Source organism: Pectobacterium parvum (assembly GCF_020971565.1).
In the GTDB taxonomy this organism is placed as follows: Bacteria; Pseudomonadota; Gammaproteobacteria; order Enterobacterales; family Enterobacteriaceae; genus Pectobacterium; species Pectobacterium polare.
This window is the reverse complement of record NZ_CP087392.1, coordinates 4190492-4212074: the sequence shown is the minus strand read 5'-3', so window position 1 is coordinate 4212074 and position 21583 is coordinate 4190492. Positions and strand designations below refer to the sequence as shown.

The following is a 21583-nucleotide window of genomic DNA, read 5'->3' as shown; positions in this document are numbered from 1 at the left end:
TTTGATTTTATTTTTAATTTTTTTAAAAAAAAATGATTTTTTCAAAAAACGCCTCAACTCAATTGACCGCTATTTTCTTTCTGTTAGATTAAGCGAAACGTTAGGGTGCGTAGTGAGGAAAATACCGCATGTTTATGCTTTTATTTCCGTCTTTGGTACAAATTTTTAGCATGTTTCGTTTTTTGTAAAAAATATAATTTATTCCATGTTGTATGCGAATAAATAGAATTCGTGAGGTGAAAATTATGATTATGGCGAATGTGAGATTAGCTCCATACGGTCATTCAAGTGTGCAGCAGCCTGATGGAAGTGGGATGAATTCATGCAGCGTCCTAAAAGATGAAGTGCTGGAAGTAAATGATATATTGCTGTTTGCTAGGCCGATGAGTAAATACTCTGCGCTGTCTTTTATTATGCACTCGGATAATGAACATCAACATTGTATGTCCACTTCTGCTGTGTTAGCAACCCAAGATAGTATGGTTTTAAAATTACAAGGTGAGTGGGTTATTGAAATTTTTCCCATGTCACAAATAACCACGCTATTTTCCTTCTTAGACTATCAAGAAAAAGTATGTGGCAGGCTTTCTGGTAGTGATAACGACGTTACCAAAAACCTTGCTGCAATGGCGTCTAAACGTAGCTTCTTTTCGTCAGTTGAAAATGAAAAAAATAATTTTTTTAATATGCTGATAAGTCATAGATTGAAGCAGAGGGAAAATTTTATTGACTGTATGTTTACATTCGTACGCAACATGGAAAGCTATTGGATAGCTTATTTTTTATTATCACAATTGATGAGTGATGAAAAAAGTAGAGGTGTGAATAAACTTTATAACGTCTGTAAAGTTTACGGTGTATCTGAATCTTATTTTAGAAAGCTCTGTAACAATGCGTTTTCCTGCGGGCCAAAAAAACAATTGCGATTATGGCGTGCAGCATCTAGCGTTTTACAACTTATTGAAAAAAATAAATCTATTTCAATTGTCGCTGGAGATAATGGGTATGCCTCATCCTCTCATTTTTCTAGTGAAATAAAGTCACTGTTTGGCATTACCCCACGGGAATTTAAAAGATTAGAAGGTTTTCTTCATGAGTAGCAAATTTTTTAATAAAAGCACATGTGGTTTTTTTGTCGTAATGGTAGGAATATTATTTTGTCATGAAATCTCCGCGGAGCTGATTGAACAGGGGAATTCACAGGTACATCCTACAGAGCGTTTTGATACGAATCGTGCAGATGAAAATATCTATGTTGCCAATAATAATAGCGTTCAACAATTGTTTTATGTTTTAGGCGGTGCGATAAATAAGCCTATAATCGCCAGTTCCGAAGCGGCTAAGAAACGGGTTTCTGGAAATTTTGATCTCAGTCGACCGAGGGAGCTACTGAGTACGCTCGCTTCACGTACGGGACTTATTTGGTACGATGATGGCAGCTCTATTTACGTCTACGACACCAGTGAAGTTCAGAGTAGCGTGGTGAGGCTAGCATATGCACCTTTTGATCGTTTGGTTGCTTATCTTAAATCTTCAGGTCTTTACGATGAGCGTTTTCCGTTACGTTCTAATGGGCAGGCAGGGTCATTTTATGTTTCTGGGCCACCTGTCTATGTGGAATTGATCACAGCGGCTGCAAAGTATATTGATGCGACCTATGCTCAACCAGGGACAGGAGAAAGCGTAATCCGTGTCATTAAATTAAAGAATGCTTTTGTTAACGATCGTACTTATACGCAGCGAGATGCGCCAGTGATCGTACCTGGGATTGCTACAGTACTAAACCAGTTGCTGAATAATTCTTACGGTACTGGCGGTCGCCTCGCCGCGTCTGCCCGTATTACCGTTGATACGGATACCCAGCATGCGTTAGACACAGCTTCTGCTAGTCAGCGTGGAAATTTTCCTCCTTTACCATCACTTGGTGCTGCCAGCCAAGCTTCTAGTAGAAGCTCCAATGAGCCTACAAATGAGAATAGTATCAATATTGTGGCGTATTCCGCTACGAATAGCCTGTTAGTACAAGGCTCAGAACGACAGGTTAGTTTTGTTGAAGATTTGGTTAGTGCAGTTGATATACCGAAGCAGCAAATTCAGCTTTCATTGTGGATTATTGATGTTTCAAAAGACGATATTAATCAATTGGGTGTACGTTGGCAGGCTGCCGCAAAAATATCAAATGGCGGTGTTACTTTTAATACCAGTTCGTTGACTCCGGAGAACAGTTTTAACTTTCTGGCAGATGTTTCCGCCCTTGCTCAAAAAGGCAATGCACAGGTTGTTTCGCGCCCGGAAATTTTGACTCAGGAAAATGTTCCCGCGCTGTTTGATAATAATAGCAGTTTTTACGCCAAGTTAGTAGGAGAGCGAACCTCCTCATTGGAAAAGATTACATATGGAACCATGATTAGTGTATTGCCACGGTTGTCCCCACGCCAGCAGGAAATTGAAATGACCCTAAATATTCAGGATGGTGGTGTGCCAATTGATATTAATGGCAAAACTGGAAATGTAGATAGTATTCCTATGGTTAATAACACTCAGATCAGTACGGAAGCACGGGTTCCCGTTGGTTATAGCTTATTAGTTGGAGGATACAGCCGCGATCAGGATGAATACCATAGTCTGGGAATCCCAGTACTGCGTGATATTCCTTTTCTGGGAGGGTTATTTGACTATAGCTATGTAAGCCATAAAAAAATGGTGCGTTTATTCCTTATTCAACCACGGTTAATGGTAAATGGAGAAACGTGGCAGGGACGTGATGATGATAACTCGGTTTTAGGTCGCACGCTGTCAGGGAGTGAAGTTACGTTGAAATCAACGGTGTCCATGCTTCGCGAAAATATGAACAAACAGTAAGGCTGGGCTAAATAAATGTTGCCTGTTATTCGTTCTGTAGGGCCTGTAGAACCGCATCGCTCTAACTCTCAAAGTCCAGCTAACCGTGCGCCTCATCGTGTGTCTGATGAGATTGCAGAACAGGCTCCACTGGCTAGCTTACAAGAAGAAATGAGCAATGCGGCACAGGAAATGGCCGATTTGATTAGTGCGTTTGGCCGTTTTAGCAAGTCTGGTCGGAAAAATGATTCAGCGGATAATGATTTCGTATCTTCAATGCTTGAAGATACGGCCGATGAAAAACTTGGCTCGCTTATTAAGCAAGTTGCTAAAACACATGATTTAAGGAATTTACTTAATCTTGCTCGCGGGCATTTTCCGAATGATAGCGATCTAATGCTGGCATTACGTGAATTACTGCTTAGCCGTAAGTTATCGGAACTACGAAAGAAAAAAGTTAAAGAAGCGATTAAAGATTTAGAAAACTTCAGTGATAGTAAAAAAATGCAATCGGGTATCAATGTCGGTTATATTGCCAAGCGCTTTAGTAACGCAGAGGGAGATAGGCCGCTTTCAGCAAAAGATTTACGCAGTAGCTATCTGAGTTTTCTTGAGTTGGATGTGCCCGCAGGACTTATCTACCAAAGCTGGATTAATGAATATGGCTGTCATAATCGCCAATGCCTATTAGCTTTTACGCTATCCGCGTTAGTGGCGGATATGAAGGCGAGTCAGCCAGGCATTCATTTTGACGAATTTGGTCCGTTAGGTAAAAAACTTTCTTATGCGCGTTCTATTCATACGTTAGATCACAATCTGCTTGAAGATTTTATTGCATTTCCATTTCGAGAACAGATGGTAAATAAGCAGAAAATCGTCGACGAAGAACAGATAGTGAAGCTTTATATGACGGGCTTAATTGATTTTGAGAATTTTGAATCTGTGTTGAAAATGTTTAGTCAAGATTACATGTCGTTGCTTCTAATTAAGCATCGTGCGATGGTTATCCAAACATTACGAAATATTTATAATAATACACCGGATTTTCTCTATGCCGTTCCAGAATATCGGGATGTTGTTCTGGATTTTACTGCTACGTTAATGAAGTTTCTAAGTAAAAAAGAAAAAAACACAGGGATATGGAATGATTTCTACAAATAATAATTCGTTTTCTGATGATCTCTTTCGCTAATTAATGTGTTGGTAAAAATGCTACAAAATTTCGCTTCACAAATTAGATCAAGACCGGAACTGATTATTCTGGTGATGATGATTATGGTTGTGGTAATGCTGATTATTCCATTGCCTACCTATCTTGTTGATTTTTTAATTGGTCTTAATCTGACCATGTCTTTGCTCATTTTTTTAGGATCTTTTTATATTAACAGGATCCTCGATTACTCTACATTTCCCTCTATATTATTGATTAGTACAATATTCCGGTTGGCAATTTCTATTAGTACTAGTCGATTGGTTCTGGCAGACGCAGATGCAGGTGAGATTATTACCAGTTTTGGTGAATTTGTCATTGCGGATAACCTGGTAGTTGGTTTTGTTATTTTCTTCATCGTGACTATTGTACAATTTATCGTCATTACTAAAGGTTCCGAACGTATTGCTGAGGTGGCTGCGCGCTTTTCTCTTGATGCAATGCCGGGCAAACAGATGAGCATTGATGCAGATCTTAAAGCCGGTGTGATTGATGAGAATGAGGTAAAACGGCGTCGTTCCGATTTAGAAGCGGAGAGTCAACTCTATGGTGCGTTGGATGGCGCAATGAAATTTATCAAGGGAGATGCAATAGCTGGTATTATTATCATTTTTGTTAACCTTATTGGAGGGATTTCTGTTGGTGTCATACAAAATGGTATGAACATATCTCAAGCGCTATCACTTTATTCGCTGCTGACGATTGGTGATGCATTAGTTGCTCAGATTCCTGCATTACTGATTTCTATTAGTGGTGGATTGATCGTTACTAGGGTAAATAACAGCGAGAGCAATAACCTAGGGGCGAAAATTATACAGGATATGTTCTCTAACAAATTCATCCTGGCTATTACTGCGTTTTTGGCATTCACACTTGGCCTGTTGCCGGGATTTCCTCTACCCATTTTTACTTTGCTGGCACTTATTTTACTGGGGATATTTTTAAAGCATAAATCAGACGAAAAGAAAGAGAAAAAGACGAATGCAGTCGATTTGCGAGATGAAGAAAAAAGTCAGTCGAAGAGCAAACCCGTGATGATTGATGGCGAGTATATACCAGAAACAATACCGTTGATTATTACAGCTTGGAAAGGTTACGAGAAATATTTTCAGGACAATAATTTTTCTTCTTTATTGAAACGAAATTTTTTTGTTGAATATGGCGTGCGTTTGCCTAATGTTCTGATGAATTATGATGAAAATACTGAACGTGGAAAGTTAAGTGTTGCTATTAATGAAATTACCGTTTCTGTATATGATATTTTCCCAGAAATGAGTAAGGTGTTAATGCGTGGTGATGAGTTAGTGATGCTTGATAAGAGTGTCAAAATGATAGAGGTTCCCCAAGGATATGCCTATTGGATTCCAGACTCACGGTGTGAGAAAATTCATCAACTCGGTTACTACACCCGCAATGCAATCGATGAATTTTATGTCTGTGTTTCTACCTTGCTGGTACATAATATTTCTGAGTTTTTTGGTATTCAAGAAGCGAAAACATTATTAGATGATCTGGAATTAAAATATCCGGAGTTGTTAAAGGAATGTTATCGAAATAATACGGTTCAACGTATCACTGAAGTTTTTCAACGATTGTTGCAGGAACGTATTTCTATCAGGAATATGCGGTTGATTCTTGAAGCATTAGTGCAGTGGGCGCCTAAGGAAAAAGATCCAATTATGCTTACTGAGCATGTGAGAGGGGGATTATCGCGCTATATTTCAAATCGCTTTGCCGTTAATGGTCGTATCAGAACGCTAGTCATGTCTCATGATATGGAAAGTACGGTACGTGGTGGAATACGTCAGACATCTGGTGGGACGTTTATTAATTTATCTCCCCCAGAGACAGAAAATATAATTAGTAGCCTTGAAGAGAGCATCAAAACTAATGGCATCAATGCTAGAGATATTGTTCTGATGGTTTCGCTTGATATCCGTCGGTTTGTAAAGAAAATTATTGAAGGGAGCTACCCAGAAATGGAAGTGATTTCTTTTGGTGAAATTTCTGCTGGCGTAGATGTTGATGTTATCAGTTCCCTTGAAAGCTAATTAGAGGTAGTTAAATGAAACATGATGTTGTAGCGTTGATTTCCGAAATGTTAAATAATGCTGGTGTTGAAGACATACTGGAGGCGGGGTTAAGCAACCATTCGACTATCTCTCTTAATATGAAAGATGATATTCCTACTATTCATATTAAAAGTGAAGATGATGAAGTTTGGGTTTGGGCAAAACTTTGTGACTACAATATTTCCTCATTATCTTATTGTAGTGCCAATCTCTTTCCTTTGATGTTGGATTATAATGAAAGCATATTTTATGCTGGGCAACCTTGCTTATATCCCATCGACGGGATTTTAGAACTACGTGCACAGGTAAAAGAGCCATCTCTAACATCTTCTGATGCATTTATGGAGATGTTGAATCATTACCTGTCAATTATGCAGGACTATCGTAGAGTATTAATTTAGTTACTGAGGTTTAGCAATATGGTCGCGCTGTGTCTTGTTCATCTAGCTCATCCATTGCGTATTCAGGGAAATATTATTGAAGCACACCTTCCCAGTACGCGAATTGGCGAGATATGCGAAATTCAAAAATCCATACTTGAACCTGAAGTACTGGGTTTTGCTCAGGTGATTGGTTTTAATAAGGAACATACCTTATTAAGTTTACTTACTGATAACCAAGGTTTCTCTCGGAATAATATGCTGTTGCCTACTGGTAAGCCATTTCGTATAGAAGTTCATGAAAGCATGGCTGGTGCGATCATTGATGCGACGGGAAATATCCGTGGGCGCCTGGATGAGAATCCAGTCATGCCACTCATTGGTGGTAAGAGCCTTGAAGCCTGCGGGATGCCGCGTGATTTTACTCAAAGACTGCCAATCGACACACCTTTGGCTACAGGTGTCAGAGCTATTGATGGCTTGCTCACCTGTGGTCGTGGGCAACGCATTGGTATTTTTGCTGCTGCCGGATGTGGTAAAACGTCCTTAATGAGCATGCTTATTGAGCATTCTGAAGCGGATGTCTATGTCATCGGGCTGATCGGTGAGCGTGGTCGCGAAGTGACCGAATTTGTTGAAACGCTTAGCCATTCTGCCAAGCGGTCACAAATCATTTTGGTGTATGCGACTTCTGACCGTTCCTGTGTCGAACGTTGTAATGCCGCGCAAGTTGCTTCTACCATCGCTGAATTTTTTAGCGAGCAGGGCAAAAATGTGTTGCTATTTGTTGATTCGATCACCCGTTATGCTCGCGCCCTGCGAGATGTGGCACTGAGTATGGGGGAACTGCCAGCACGGCGTGGTTATCCGGCTTCTGTTTTTGAGGCATTACCAAAATTGCTAGAACGTCCAGGGCGTTTTCTGACAGGTTCAATTACCGCTTTTTATACTGTACTGATAGAAAATGAAGAAGAGCCGGATGTTATTGGTGATGAAGTTCGCTCTATTCTGGATGGTCATATCTATCTGAGTCAGAAATTGGCGGCAAAAGGCCATTACCCCGCTATTGATGTGCTACAGAGCATTAGCCGGGTATTCCCTCAGGTCACAGAAGGTAAACATCAGCAATTGGCGATGCAGTTCCGGGAGCTGCTGGTGCGTCAACGTGATATGCAACTTTATATCGACCTCGGTGAATACCGTAGTGGTGAAAATAAAGCCAACGATGTGGCCTTTGATAAGAAGAGTGAAATGGAAATGTTCTTAAAGCAACCCTTAACAGAGAAAGCAGCAATACAGGTCTGTCTGGAGAAATTGTATGAATGTGTGGCGTAGAGGACGCGGGTTCGTACAAATGCTTGAGCATAAGCAGGATATTTTACACGGTAATATTACGAAAGCTGAAAATTGTCTTTCACAAATAAAGTCGCTTATTGTTCAGAACCAGCAAGAGAGTATGTCTATTGACCAACAAATGAAAAGCCTCACGCCTTTTGGTTTGGTCAGTCGGGACGATATTTATGCAGGAATTCGGCGCCAAGGTGCTTTATTAAATAGGCAACAATTCATTATTCAAAAAATAAAACAGCTTGAAGACGAACAAGGTACTACAGAGAGAGAACTTCATCAGTACCGCGCTGCAATGACAGTGCTGGATAAAAGGCATTACAAGCTTTCCTTCTACTTAAAACGGGTCCGTCGTGAGTATTTACGCCGTAGTGAAAATAATATCGAAAATGACATTCAGGAGATAGCCGGCTATGGTAGACAGGCTTTTTGAAACACCGATAGTTAAGTGTGAAAGCGATATTTACACTGATATGCCTTTAGATAAAGATGCTTTTGTCGAGCAAGTCTATAAAAAGAAAAGGGGAAGGAAGGATGAAATATTAGCGGTTTCTGCTGGCGTAGCACGTCATATCCAACTGCCGGATAGTAAAAGCCAGGTTCATGGTGGAGGCTATTCCTCCATAGAAGATAATGTGAGAAAACGCCCTCATGCAGCAAAAAATTTGCCCGGTGCGACAGAATGGTTAGCCACCAATTCCAGTGGTGAGCATCTACGCCGTATGTTTATTCTGGCGGCAGTGAAAGCCAATGGCTCCGCGCTAGCTGGAGCTTTATCTTCGGGACAAAATAGTGACAAGCTCAATACCGATAATAGCAGTATCGGTATCAGTAAAAATAATACAAGCCATTCCTATGTCTCGTTGATGCAGAGTGTGTCGCCCGCTCCACAAGTTTTGAATGGCAAATCGGCTATGGAGCAGAAAAAATCAGTACCTGATACTACAGCAGCTAATGCGGCTATAACGAATGCACACTTGTCTTTTGCGGAATTACAGACACTGACACAATCTACAGAAATTGCGAAAGGTCGTGAAAATCAGAGTGCTTCGATGCACAACATGTTGCAAAAAACGGTGCAAAATTCTACCACCGCTAGCAAACATGATGCTGCAGGCCGTTCATTCGATATCAGTTATCCCTTCCAGCGTTGGGCTGGCGATCACTCAGTCAAGGTCTCTATTCCGACCGAGGCAAGACGCGACGCGAATATTACGCTGTTACCTTCAGATACGCGCGCCGCTGATGTTTTATCCAGGCAAATGGTGCATTTATCCGGTCATGCGCCAGAGCTGCTGAAACCTGAGCAAGATAACGAGGAGCGTGAACGTCACCAGCAGCAGCAAGATACTCAGGATGAGGAACAAGAATGAGTCTGCGCAGCCATTTACGCGTGAAAAGCCTTGGTCAGACGGTATTAGAGCAGCACCGCAGTCGGTTTGCAGAGGGAAAAATCATCACCGCGCAGCCGAACTGTCGCTACCTGCATGTGCTACTGCACAATGAGCAAGGTGTGGAAGCAGAAGCTTTCCTGGATGTTGATCTGTGGTTGCGGGAGATGAATGCACAACTGCCGGGGATTCCTTGGGTGCAAGTGCCGATTGACTATTTGGTTCGATGGCTAGATACCATGCAGTTAGCGTTTATGTTAGAAGAAAATACAGTTTGGTATGTACGCCATTTAACCTTGCCGATGCTTCCGCTGCCAGAGAAATTACTCTCTTTGCCTACCCAACCCTGCCCGCTATTGTGTCTTACTTGGCCAAGTGGGTATGCAGAAGGGGATATTAAGTCGTTATGGGTGAAAGCTCTCCCTTTTACATTGCAATATGTGCTAGGCCATAGCCAGTTATCGCTCTCTGTGTTAATGGGGGCTACCGCTGGGGATTTATTACTGATTAAGCATTACTCCCCTGTGTTAACTATCGGGGGGAAAAGAGCATTTCGTTTTAGTTACCAGAGCCAAGAGGTTATTGTGGAAGAACAATTGAATGAATTTTCGGAAGATTATTGTGATGAAGAAGAAGTGTTGTTTGACTGGTCAAATATTCCAGTAAATATCGAATTTGTTCTTGATAGTCATAGCATGGTATTGGCCGATTTAGAAAATATAAGAGCTGGTAGCTCGCTGCCGCTCAGTGCTGATGCTGAGAAAAAGGTGAAAATTTATTTAAATAGAAAATATTTTGCTCATGGAGAATTAATTGCGCTGGAAAATGGTGCGCTAGCCGTTGAGATTTATCAACTTGGTAACTTTTCAGGTGGCGAAACGAGTTGCTCAGATGTTTAACAATGATATTTCTTTAATCGCATTATTATCTTTTTTTACACTGCTACCCTTTCTTATTGCAGGAGGAACCTGCTTCATTAAATTTTCCATTGTATTAGTTATGGTGCGTAACGCACTTGGTATTCAACAAGTGCCTTCTACGTTAACCTTAAATGGCGTAGCACTTATCCTAACGGCATTTGTTATGATGCCAATTTGTCAGCGTGTTTCTAATTATATCGAAACTAATCATATTGATTTTAATGATAGCCGCTCAGTTACACAACTGGTCGATCAAGGGTTGGGGAGCTATCGGGAGTATTTGGTGCGTTATTCTGATCACGATCTGATTCGTTTTTTCAATAAAGTACAACAGAGAAATGAAGCGCTTCCTGAACCAGAGATTGATGATCACGAATTAAGTGCTTTACCGATCATGACGCTAATGCCTGCCTACGCATTAAGTGAAATACAAAGTGCTTTTAAAATTGCTTTTTATCTCTATGTTCCTTTTGTGGTTATTGACATGGTGGTGTCTAGTATATTATTGGCTCTGGGAATGATGATGATGAGCCCAGTGACAATATCAATTCCTATAAAATTGATTCTCTTTGTTGCAATGAATGGTTGGAGTCTGTTAACCAAGGGGTTAATTTCACAATACACTGACTTGATGATATCATGAATAATATTTTATTTATCGGAAACTCGGCTATGCTTGTTGTATTAAAGCTAACTGCAGTTCCTATCGCTTTTGCTACGGTCGTTGGTATTATCGTCGGGCTTTTTCAGACAGTAATGCAAATACAGGAGCAAACGTTGCCATTTGGTTTGAAAATGTTGGCTGTGTTTGCCAGTATTTTTATGTTAATTGAGTGGTTTTCTGCTGAAATGATTAATTTCACAACCAATGTTTTTTATATGGCGTTTCGATGAAACGATAAAATTATGCTGTTTGCTGCATTCTACCTTAATTTTCAGCACAATATTCTCATTTTTGCTGTGGCTTATGCGCGGTTGGCGATAGTTTTCTACATGTTGCCAATATTAGGGGAGCGCGTATTGTCACATCTGATAATTAAGAACGTGATAATTTCTCTTACCATTATTGGCTTATGGCCTTGCTTTGAGCAGCTTGTTTCACCAGAACAAGGCTTGCTAGTTATTTTGGTGAAAGAGTGCGTCGTTGGCTTAATTTTAGCTATGTGCTTATGCTTACCTTTTTGGGTTGTGATTGGTTTGGGGGAAATTCTTGATAACCAACGTGGTGCAACGATTAGCGACAGTATCGATCCAGTTAATGGTGTGCAAAGCTCTGTGTTGTCTGGCTTTCTGAACTTTGCATTCGGCGCGATCTTCTTTGCTCAGAATGGCATGCGTTTGTTGATGGAAGCGATGGCACAAAGTTATCGTGTTTTTCCGCGTGGTAGTGAGCTTAAAGACTTTAACTGGATGGAGGCGGGGAATTTACTGATGGTTTTGGTACAGAGCAGTATTATGTTGGCTGCACCAGTGTTGATTATATTAATGATAGCGGAAATTTTACTTGGTGTTTTTGCGCGCTATTGTCCCCAGCTCAATTCGTTTTCACTGTCACTAACTATCAAAAGTTTCATCGCTTTTACTGTTTTTTTGCTCTACGGCTTTCAAGCGCTATCAGAAAAACCCTTGAAGATGTTTTCTGTGACGATGTTTCAGCACTTTTTATCCTGATAGGGAGCCGCGACGATGGCTGAAAAAACAGAAAAACCAACGAATAAACGTCGTAAAGACTCGGCAAAGAAAGGGCAAACATTTAAAAGTAAAGATCTTGTCACCACAGCTATTTTGTTGGTCGGGATCTATTTCCTCTCCCATGCTATCGATTTTGGTCGTTTTTTTTCTCTTTATTATATGGCGTTGTTACACAACGCTGACATGAGTATAAATGATTTTCTAATTGAACTCTTGCTTGTTTTTTTACATATTACGCTGCCCTTTATCGTTGTTTGTATATTAGTTGGGGCAGGGATGACTTTATTGCAAACCCGATTTTCTATTGCGACAAAAGCAATAAAGCTGAATTTTAAAGCATTGAACCCCGTAGAGGGTGTGAAGAAGATTTTTAATGTTAGAACAATCAAAGAGTTTGTTAAGTCCATCTGCTATCTTATTGTGTTTATCTGTACTTGTTACAGCTTAGTAAATAATGATATCAAGCAAGCTTTAAACATCTATAATGGTAATATCCCTCAACTGGTCAGCGTATGGGTTTCGCTGGCGTTTAAAGCAGTGCTAGTTTTTATTGCCTGGGCTTTGTTCATTTTGGTTGCTGATTTTATTGCTGAATATTTTATTCATTTTCGCGATATAAAAATGGATAAGCATGAGGTCAAACAAGAACATAAAGAAAATGATGGTAATCCTGAAATTAAGAGCGCCAGACGCCGGATTCATGAAGAAATTCTTTCAGGTGAGGAGATGGCGGCAATTAGAAACTCTGAAGTTGTGCTTGCTAACCCGACACATATCGCGATTGGCATTTATTTTAATCCAGAAGTTGCTATGCTCCCGTTTATCGCTCTTCGTAGTACAAATATGAAAGCGAGAGCTGCCATTGCCTATGCGGAGAAAATAGGTGTGCCGGTTGTTCGCCATATTTTAATGACAAGAAGAATTTACCATTCTTATCGGAAGTACAGCTTTATTTCACTGAATGATGATGTGTTAATGGAAGTCATGGATATACTCATTTGGTTGCGACAGGTTGAAGCGGCTGGGATGGTTCTGCCAGAAGATGCTACAGAAGATGCTACAGAAGATGCTACAGAAGATGCTACAGAAGATGCTACAGAAGATAATACTCATGTACCAGAACAGGTTGAGCCATTGCCAGAAACGAAAACCTCTTAATTGTGCGGTTTTTTGATATTAAATATCGGTATTGAACAGTAAGATTTTGATAGATTTCACTGTTTGTATTTGATTTGGGAAGTTGAATTAACGGTGTAGAGGCAAGAATGATTAATGAAAATATAACAGATACCTCCGATGATGATGAAGTCTATGATTACTCAATTGGTATTATAGATGCCATTCAGAGTGGAGCAACCTTAAAAAACGTTCATGATGTTTCCCATGAAACGATGAGCGGTATTTATAAACTAGCTTATGACTTTTATCACCATGGGAAATTAAATGATGCTGAGTCGCTTTTCCGCTTTTTGTGCATTTATGATTTCTATAATCCTGACTATGCAATGGGGTTAGCCGCAGTATATCAGTTGAAAGGTAATTACCCCAAGGCGATTGATTTCTATGCTTTGTCTTATACGTTATCAGAAAATGACTACCGACCTATGTTCTATGCTGGTCAGTGTAATCTGATGATGCGTCATTCGATACAAGCTAAGAAGTGTTTTGAAATTGTTGTTGATAGATGCAACGACCCTGTGCTGAATGAAAGATCTCAGAATTACCTACTAGCGTTAAATGAAATGAGTAATGACGAAGAGGTCGATGGCTCTGAGAAATAAATGATAAGTGAGGATTAGTAATGAATATGCAGCTTGATGGCTTTGGAACGTTCGATCACATCAAGGGAAGCTCAGAGGCTAGCCAAGCGGAGCTAAAAAGACAGAGTGATCTGACGAAGCGTTTTGGAAATTCGGCATTAAAAAGTCATTCCCAATTAGGTCAAATCAAAGGAGCCATTCAGGTACTACAGCCTGAGCAGCTAATGAAGGTGTTGCAGAATACGCATCTCGCAATGAGTGGCAACGGCGAAAGAGCAGATCTTGCTCAACAAGATATTCCTCAACTGAGGTTGCTGCAAGGAAGCGAGGAGGTCAACAAGAGTGATAAAAATATTCGTGCAGATAAACGCCTCAGCGCCTCTGCTGAAATGAATGCGTTGTTAGGAAAAATAGCTCAGCTTACCAATGACAGCTCAATTGCAAAACTGAATGCGCAAGTCCACAGCTATAATGCCATGATGGCGGGAATGGAAAGTGCGTATTCTGAACTGGTCACGACGCTTGAAGCACAGGGGACTCAGTGGGCTGAAAATGCTGATTCCTTAAAAACATCACAAAATCAGGCAAATAAGCTAGAGAAGGATGTTAACAGTGCGCAATCCTCATTGAATAAAGCGCAGAGTACATTGAGCGAACTTGAACGTCAGGCTGCAGAGCAGAATCCAGTTTCTCCAGAACTAGAACAGCAAATTGATGAAGCCAGAACCGCGGTAGCGCTGGCTCAGGCTAATTTGATTAATGCAAAATCTGCGCATGAAAATTTCGTTGCTGGTCCACTCGCTGCTGCAATTAAAGCGGAAAATGCGTCTCGTGCGGAACTCAATGCGACACAGGCTAAGTCTAACGCTATGGTGAGTTCTCTTTCTCCACAGCAGCACTCTGTCGTTGAAGCTCAGCGTAAACAACGTGATGAAAACACGAAAAGCCTCACATTTCTAATGGCTCTGATTTCTCAGCTGCTCAGCAAGAGCGCAGACGAAGAGCTTAACGCAGCGGCTGATTTGAAGATGAAACTCGCTGAAGCTGCTGCTAAAGATGCGGAAAAAAAGGCAAAAGAATACGACGCGCAGGTACGTAAAGCTGAGGAACTGCAAAAAACTCTGGGGTGCATTGCCAAAGTTTTAGGCTGGGCGATTACTGCTGTGGGCTTTATTGGTGCCGCTTTTACGGGCGGGGCATCTCTGGCAATCGCGGCTGTAGGGCTAGCGTTAGCGATTGGGGATGAAATATGCCAGGCTGTTAATGACGGGTACTCCTTCATGCAGGCTGCACTGAAGCCTTTAATGGATCATATTATAAAGCCATTGATGGAGTTTCTGGCTCAAATATATGCTAAAGCTCTTGAATCGCTCGGTCTTGATAAAAACACATCTGAACTTATAGGGCAGATTATAGGAGCGATTAGTGCAGCGGTGATATTGATTGGTGCAGTGATGCTCGCAGGGAGTGCGGCAAGTAAACTTGGTGATGTCGTCATGAAAAAACTTGGTGGTGATGTTGCTAAAAAAGCCATTCAGAGCACGATGCAAAAAATGATGAATAATGTGGTCGGCGACACGATTAAAAAAATGAGTGGGGGAATTGGGCGTGCGGTTGGCATGGATTCGGTCAAAATGGGGCAGTGGTCTGTACGCATGAATATGACAAAAACTATCGCTTCGCTTGCCAATACTTCGATACAGACTACAGGAAATATTGTTGCTGCAAATATGGTGGTTAATGCGGCAAAAATAAAGGCAAGTATCCTGAATAATATTATGCTACAGCGTATGCTAAATGAAATGATGGATCGCTTGGTGGATAACTACAGCAAGCGCCTGGAAAGTGCTAATGCTATTATTAAAAATATTTCTTCCGTTGCTGATAACCAAATGCAAGCAGGTAAATATATTACCAAACGAATGAGTGTCGTGGCTGGATAATACGGTATCTATACCCTAATGCATTCTCATTGTGCAGCAATGATACATGCAGGTTGAAGTGTTGTGGGTATATCTTTTTATAAAAAGAGGTTTTTTATTATGAATATGCAAGTTACTAGCGGTTCACGTCCTTTATCTCTGCCAGATCAAGTTCAAATTGATAAATCAGATAATACAGAAAATAAGGCTGCTATCCAAAAAGGAGAAAATCCTAAGAATGTTGATGTTTTGATTCGTGAAGTTGGTATAAAAAACCCATACAACGATAATTATAAGGTAGTTGATAACGCTATTCCTACGCTATCCGCTCCTACCATGGTTGCTGGTAAAATAAATGCAGAGGCGGCGAGGGAAGTCATTAAATCATCTGATGTTTTGCTGGCAGGAAAGGATGCGAATATAGTTGAACGTGTTTTGACTCACGTGGCTAGTTTTTTCTCTTCATCATTGTTATTGGCTAATTTCACGCAGGGAAGTAATAGAACAGGCGAGAGCAGCAGGTCTGTTGTGGAATCATTGGCTGCGAGTAGCGCTTCCCCAAATGGGCAGGCTCGTTCGACGGCTCCTGTCGAAGGAGGAACGGATATTACCGCAGTCTCTGCGGCATACAGACACTTGGTGCTTAACATAAATTATTGCGTGGATAAAATGATTGAGGTGCTGACTTCATTTCGATCCACAGAGATGCAAAATTCAGCAAAGTCTATGATCAATGCAGTAACGTCAACGACCCGTAGCGGAAATCATGGCATTGATGCCGCACGGCAGAATTTGACAGGATCTATTGCTGGCGGCGCTTTGAATATGACTGGGCAATTTGCAACGACAGTCGTTTCAACCAAAGCTATGAAGGCTGAATCTGACTCAATCAAGAATAACTTGGGACCGGCCGTTAGTATAGAAAAGCAGTTGGGCGAACACAAAAACTCAGTAATCGGTAGCTCTGACAATATGGTAAGTAAAGGCGTCGAGGCAGATTCTGGCATGACGTCAGTCATGAATCATTCACGACCAGTGACTAATCATGAAGCAACCACGCTGCGTAATGTTCACTCTCAAAACACTCTAAAATCGCAGCAAATTCAAGCAGGCACAGTTTATGCTAATACAACGCTAAGAACTACTGACCACATCATTGAAGATAGCTACCGTGTTGCGAGTGCCAGAGACGCCAAAGAGGCTGACTTGGCTCGTACCGACAAAGATGTTCATAACGAAACATCAAACACGCAGCAGCAATCAGGGAAGAAAACAGAGGAGATGGCTGCAGCACTGCGCCAGATGCAAGAAAGTGTACAGCGTAGTAGAAATGACACCGCATCCGCTATCGCAGGACGGATGGGGTAATTTGTAGCCCAACGTCATGAAACGGAGATTTTATCTCCGTTTCATCTGTACCATTCCTTTATTACATTGTTCTATCGTTTTTTAATACGTATGCCGTATCGTTTGAGAACGACGGTGACAGGAATTTATTATGAACATGACAGTATCTCTTGGTCAGGTTAGTGTTCCGGTTTATATTCAAACAGGACTGAATGAACCTCATATTACGTCTTACACTGAACCAGCGCCCATAGCTAATAGTACCTTATTGAAAACGTTGCTATCCATATTAGCATCTTCAAATAGTAAAAATAGTTCCAAAGCGTTTGGCGAATCGCCGGAAATGCATAGTTTAGATATTGGTGAACCGGTTTTAAAACGTAGTAAGATGGGTAGTGCATTACTGAAGATGAGAGACGCTTTTGATAAAAATGCAGAGTGTTCTGACAGTGCTGATGGTGCTGCGTTCAAAGCTAAAGCGATATACCTTGAAAAGGAATGCGCCCGCGCGGTTGAGGATATTCGACATGAAATTAGCCTTAATAAGCCAAAGGTGACATTCGCCTACAATCAGCTATCTATTGCCATTGCGAAAATAAATATGGCAGAAGTCACAGAAGTAAAAGATGAGCTTGAACAGGTTAATGGAAATGGAAAGCGTGATGGGGAGTTTACCACGGGCACTAGCTATGCCGAACTGTGGGCGACCATTGCTAATGCGATTCGAGCAATCAAAGAAGACTATGTCGATTTCTATGCTGATTTAATGCTGCAGTATACCGAAATGTATGAAGAATATAATAAATGTGTGCAACTGGCTTCTTCTAAAGCGGTATCAGCAGGTGAAGATGGCAACACTGTCGGGTTTGATATGGGGTGCATGAGGGAGGGATACACTGATTTCGATCGTTATGTGCAAGATCATTCTCCCGCTGGGAACGTAAAAAACTGGGATAAAATGACTCAGGAGGAAAAAGATGATATGAGAGCCACGCTTGAACCTGCTTATCATGTCGAAGATGATGGGGCTATTATATTTAATCTTGACCAGTATGATAAGGCTGTAAAAAATACTTATCCATCATATCTTAATATTACTATAACCGATGATCGATATTATCCTTCGACTGCCAGCTATCAGGCTTGGCTTGCCACTTTTAATTCTTCCGGCAGTGCATTACAAAGTAATATGCAGTCATTTGCTCAACGCTACAGCCAGGCAAACAGCATATTTGATAATTTGAATAAGGCACTAAGCGGTACGATCAGTTCATTAGGTGAAAGCGCGAAGGATGTTTTCAAGTCGTTGTAATAATATTTTTTATAAAAATTTAAAAACGGAGAGAATATTTATGACTATCGGAACTGGAACAGCTTATCGCGATGCTAATTTCACTGTTACCAATCATTTCAATGATTACAATGGTGTTTCTGGTCATTATGCTCAATCAAGTAATACCCCTTCTCCTGTAATAGGTGCTCGCTCCTCGAGTGATTATTGGGGGTCAATTAGTCAAAATATCCGCAGAGTGAGTACTAGTTCGGAGCAAGTGCATAAGTGTGAATCTGTTGGTTCTCCTACCGGCATTCGTGTTCCTACATTGTCAGCAAGCGTTGATAGAGAAACATCTTCTTCTCCTGATTTAGATAAGGGGGGAGTGGCTTCCTTCTTCACATCTTGTTTCTCATGTTTTAAGAAAGATAATTAAGGAGCTTTTAATGTCGGAAATTAATCTTAGTAATGCGAGTGCAGCGTCAGTTCCCATTACAGTGGAAGCCAAAGTTCATCATCCAATGAATTACGAACCGTCAATACAAAATTGTGTCAGCGGTGTCACAAATAGTCCAGGTGATGAATTTAAAACAAATCAAAAAGAGTCAGTTCTCTCGTTAACGATCGATGATCTTTCCACAGAAAGAAATAAAAATAATTTTCTAAAAATACTCGATAGTATCAAAAGCCACAATAGCCCAGCGGCTGAGGCGTTTAAAGAACATCCAAATGAAACAAATAAGGCATTTCAGGCATTCAATGATATTGCTTGCAGAACGATTCCTCATGAACTTGCCGAAAAGCAATTAAATAAGGAGGGGGAGGCAATAAAAAGGTTGTTAGCCGCCCTTCAACCTCACATACCTGAGGGTAAAGATAAAAAGATATTTAACGATATTGTTAAGACCCTGAGTAAGGGGAACGCGAAGAAAGGGTACAACGTTGATAAGAAACTTTCCAAATTATGGAATGATTATGGTAAAGATGCACTCAATCATATTGCCACTCAATATTATAAACTTTGCACTGAGGCGTGGGAAAGAAAAAATCCTCTTATTGAACGTTCTCATGAAAATATTTTCACTGAGCAAGTAGAACGCTTTTATTCTATAGTGAAAGAAGATGTAGCTAAACTGACTGACCAAAAAAATGACTGGAGAGCAATGGATAATTATTTCTCCTTCTTCAGGGATGATACTGTTAGCTTGTGTAAGGCATTGCGTTATCACCCAACCGAGTCGCGCCCTCAGAAAGATCGCGCATTTAACCCTGAACCGCCTGCTGCTAAATTACCCGATGCCACTCCGGGAGCACAGATGCAGGGGAATGGTTGGGGGGGGGGGGTCCCCATTATTAATATTAACGGGGGAAATGCTTCAATCTCAGGAAATAACTCTTCAAGTTCACGGGATAATAATCATCCGGGTTTAGTGAATAATCGGGGGATGGATTGGAATGCTGCTCTCGACTCTGTACTGACGAAAGGTGATTTGACAAAGGAAGACAGGGTTAATCTGCTCGATGATATTATAAAAGCCGCCTCTTCACATGCTTTTATTAAGGAGAGTGGTGGAGTGCTCCCTAATTTGCAGAGTGTCAGTGCGTACACGCCGGATAATTCCCTACAGCAGCACGGGCAAGGTGCGCCAAATTCAATGAACCCGCCACAGCAGCACGGGCAAGGTGCGCCAAATTCAATGAACCCGCCACAGCAGCACGGGCAAGGTGCGCCAAATTCAATGAACCCGCCACAGCAGCACGGGCAAGGTGCGCCAAACTCAATGAACCCGCCACAGCAGCACGGGCAAGGTGCGCCAAATTCAATGAACCCGCCACAGCAGCACGGGCAAGGTGCGCCAAATTCAATGAACCCGCCACCGCCACCGCTACCACCGGAATATAACTATAATTATGGACCCGACCTTAAAAATGAGGTTATTACACAGTACGGTGCAGTTATTCAGGAAATGAAAAAGAAGTTTGCCGAAAATGAGAAACAAGAGCGGGATCCTCTCTCCTCCCAAACGGAGCGCAATAAGCAAGAGCGTACAACTATGCCGCATAGCGAAGAGAAGGGGGCAGATCAGAATACTGAGGATATGTTTAGGACTACTGCTTATCCGGCTTCGTTTGTTAGTCAGGAAGACGGAGGGGAAGGTGATGATACAGGCACGTATCGTCAACAGGGATCTGCTGCCTCAGTGATTCCGACGCCGCCTCCGCCCGAGAAGTCTGCTTCTTCAACGTCACTTAATGGGGCTCGGAACGAACCGAAAACGAGCTCTGCCACTCATATTGCACAGACAGACAAAGTAACGGAAGACTCGAGGACAGGGGACATGGCGCATCAGCAACAGAAGTCTAGCCCTCAAGGGATTCCGACGCCGCCTCCGCCTCCGCCCGAGAAGTCTGCTTCTTCAACGTCACTTAATGGGGCTCGGAACGAACCGAAAACACCTATTACCAACAAAGCTCTTAGCGAAGAGCTTCTTAACGAAATAAGGAAAGGGAGACAGCTAAAACCGATAGCTGGAACTACCGCATCATTAGCTAATGAAGCCATGAATGAACCGAAAACGAGCTCTGCCACTCATATTGCACAGACAGACAAAGTAACGGGAGACTTGGGGGCAGGGGACATCGCGCATCAGCAACAGAAGTCTAGCCCTCAAGGGATTCCGACGCCGCCTCCGCCTCCGCCCGAGAAGTCTGCTTCTTCAACGTCACTTAATGGGGCTCGGAACGAACCGAAAACACCTATTACCAACAAAGCTCTTAGCGAAGAGCTTCTTAACGAAATAAGGAAAGGGAGACAGCTAAAACCGATAGCTGGAACTACCGCATCATTAGCTAATGAAGCCATGAACGAACCGAAAACGAGCTCTGCCACTCATATTGCACAGACAGACAAAGTAACGGAAGACTTGGGGGCAGGGGACATCGCGCATCAGCAACAGAAGTCTAGCCCTCAAGGGATTCCGACGCCGCCTCCGCCTCCGCCCGAGAAGTCTGCTTCTTCAACGTCACTTAATGGGGCTCGGAATGCTAACGCGAAGGATGTTACCGATTCGGCTTCAAAGGTGAAGCCGAAGCCTATGTTTACTCCTTTTCACACCAAGGTAAAGAAGCGGATGCCATCAACAAATGGCTCAACATCGCCAGCTATTGATCAAAGCAGTCAACTTTTAAGGAAAGCACAATCTTTACCGAGCCTAAATTCGCAGACACGATCTGCTTCTGTCTATACCACTAATCGTACTCCTGACGTGTTTAACCGTCGTCAAAGCAAAGAGCCGCTGCATTTTAATCGGGTCGACGTCAAGAGGGATTTAAGTCGTTCTTTTAGTTGGTCTTCCCTGAACGACAAGCGCCGACAGGAACCGGAAGATAAGCTCGAAAAATCAACGATGAACTCTTGATATGAACAG

The 21583-nt window shown here is 41.8% G+C and carries 19 protein-coding genes; all 19 read left to right on the top strand.

Going from position 1 to position 21583, the window contains the following annotated elements:
* The first annotated feature begins 245 nt into the window (after positions 1-245).
* The 19 genes from LOZ86_RS18950 to LOZ86_RS18860 all read left to right on the top strand — a co-directional run bounded on the left by LOZ86_RS18950 (position 246) and on the right by LOZ86_RS18860 (position 21574).
* On the top strand, positions 246-1100 hold the full coding sequence (locus LOZ86_RS18950) for a helix-turn-helix domain-containing protein (protein WP_230242624.1): 855 nt from the start codon (positions 246-248) through the stop codon (positions 1098-1100).
* The gene (sctC, locus tag LOZ86_RS18945) at positions 1093-2862 is read left to right on the top strand and encodes a type III secretion system outer membrane ring subunit SctC (RefSeq protein ID WP_111778546.1); all 1770 of its coding nucleotides are present in this window, start codon (positions 1093-1095) and stop codon (positions 2860-2862) included. The genes LOZ86_RS18950 and sctC overlap by 8 nt, the downstream gene beginning before the upstream one ends.
* Before the next feature lie 15 nt (positions 2863-2877).
* Entirely contained in the window at positions 2878-4002 is a 1125-nt protein-coding gene (locus tag LOZ86_RS18940; RefSeq protein WP_111778547.1) for an HrpJ domain-containing protein, read from the top strand.
* A 48-nt stretch (positions 4003-4050) separates the two neighbouring features.
* A complete protein-coding gene (locus tag LOZ86_RS18935; RefSeq protein ID WP_039482445.1) occupies positions 4051-6102 on the top strand; it encodes an EscV/YscV/HrcV family type III secretion system export apparatus protein in 2052 nt (683 codons plus the stop codon).
* Between the two features lie 14 nt (positions 6103-6116).
* Positions 6117-6524: an InvB/SpaK family type III secretion system chaperone gene (locus LOZ86_RS18930; RefSeq protein ID WP_039481712.1), complete on the top strand. Its 408-nt coding sequence runs from the start codon at positions 6117-6119 to the stop codon at positions 6522-6524.
* A gap of 18 nt (positions 6525-6542) precedes the next feature.
* The gene (gene sctN / locus LOZ86_RS18925) at positions 6543-7838 is read left to right on the top strand and encodes a type III secretion system ATPase SctN (RefSeq protein WP_039481710.1); all 1296 of its coding nucleotides are present in this window, start codon (positions 6543-6545) and stop codon (positions 7836-7838) included.
* Positions 7839-7857: 19 nt separating this feature from the next.
* Positions 7858-8283, top strand: a complete 426-nt coding sequence (locus LOZ86_RS18920) for a type III secretion system protein (RefSeq protein WP_230242622.1) — start codon at positions 7858-7860, stop codon at positions 8281-8283.
* Positions 8264-9223 (top strand): SpaN/EivJ family type III secretion system needle length determinant, encoded by a 960-nt coding sequence (locus tag LOZ86_RS18915; RefSeq protein ID WP_052012025.1) that lies wholly within the window; start codon positions 8264-8266, stop codon positions 9221-9223. Before LOZ86_RS18920 ends, LOZ86_RS18915 begins: the two co-directional genes overlap by 20 nt.
* Entirely contained in the window at positions 9220-10140 is a 921-nt protein-coding gene (locus tag LOZ86_RS18910) for a FliM/FliN family flagellar motor switch protein (RefSeq protein ID WP_161546664.1), read from the top strand. Before LOZ86_RS18915 ends, LOZ86_RS18910 begins: the two co-directional genes overlap by 4 nt.
* Complete coding sequence (locus LOZ86_RS18905; protein WP_039481703.1) at positions 10133-10804, top strand: EscR/YscR/HrcR family type III secretion system export apparatus protein; 672 nt, start codon at positions 10133-10135, stop codon at positions 10802-10804. Before LOZ86_RS18910 ends, LOZ86_RS18905 begins: the two co-directional genes overlap by 8 nt.
* Positions 10801-11055, top strand: coding sequence for a type III secretion system export apparatus subunit SctS (gene sctS / locus LOZ86_RS18900; protein ID WP_039481701.1), 255 nt, complete (start codon positions 10801-10803; stop codon positions 11053-11055). Before LOZ86_RS18905 ends, sctS begins: the two co-directional genes overlap by 4 nt.
* A gap of 12 nt (positions 11056-11067) precedes the next feature.
* Entirely contained in the window at positions 11068-11832 is a 765-nt protein-coding gene (sctT, locus tag LOZ86_RS18895; protein WP_161546663.1) for a type III secretion system export apparatus subunit SctT, read from the top strand.
* A 15-nt stretch (positions 11833-11847) separates the two neighbouring features.
* Positions 11848-13011 carry an EscU/YscU/HrcU family type III secretion system export apparatus switch protein gene (locus tag LOZ86_RS18890; RefSeq protein WP_165707524.1) on the top strand — a complete coding sequence of 388 codons (1164 nt, stop codon included), beginning with the start codon at positions 11848-11850 and terminating at the stop codon, positions 13009-13011.
* Positions 13012-13118: 107 nt separating this feature from the next.
* A complete protein-coding gene (sicA, locus tag LOZ86_RS18885) occupies positions 13119-13634 on the top strand; it encodes a type III secretion system translocator chaperone SicA (RefSeq protein WP_039481697.1) in 516 nt (171 codons plus the stop codon).
* Positions 13635-13654: 20 nt separating this feature from the next.
* Positions 13655-15556 carry a type III secretion system translocon subunit SseC family protein gene (gene sctE, locus LOZ86_RS18880; RefSeq protein ID WP_230242620.1) on the top strand — a complete coding sequence of 634 codons (1902 nt, stop codon included), beginning with the start codon at positions 13655-13657 and terminating at the stop codon, positions 15554-15556.
* A 99-nt stretch (positions 15557-15655) separates the two neighbouring features.
* Entirely contained in the window at positions 15656-16903 is a 1248-nt protein-coding gene (locus tag LOZ86_RS18875) for an IpaC/SipC family type III secretion system effector (protein WP_161546661.1), read from the top strand.
* 130 nt (positions 16904-17033) lie between these two features.
* On the top strand, positions 17034-18194 hold the full coding sequence (locus LOZ86_RS18870) for an IpaD/SipD/SspD family type III secretion system needle tip protein (RefSeq protein WP_052012024.1): 1161 nt from the start codon (positions 17034-17036) through the stop codon (positions 18192-18194).
* On the top strand, positions 18175-18591 hold the full coding sequence (locus LOZ86_RS18865; RefSeq protein ID WP_146754369.1) for a hypothetical protein: 417 nt from the start codon (positions 18175-18177) through the stop codon (positions 18589-18591). The genes LOZ86_RS18870 and LOZ86_RS18865 overlap by 20 nt, the downstream gene beginning before the upstream one ends.
* Positions 18592-18601: 10 nt before the next feature.
* Positions 18602-21574 carry a hypothetical protein gene (locus LOZ86_RS18860; protein WP_207783148.1) on the top strand — a complete coding sequence of 991 codons (2973 nt, stop codon included), beginning with the start codon at positions 18602-18604 and terminating at the stop codon, positions 21572-21574.
* Positions 21575-21583: the final 9 nt, after the last annotated feature.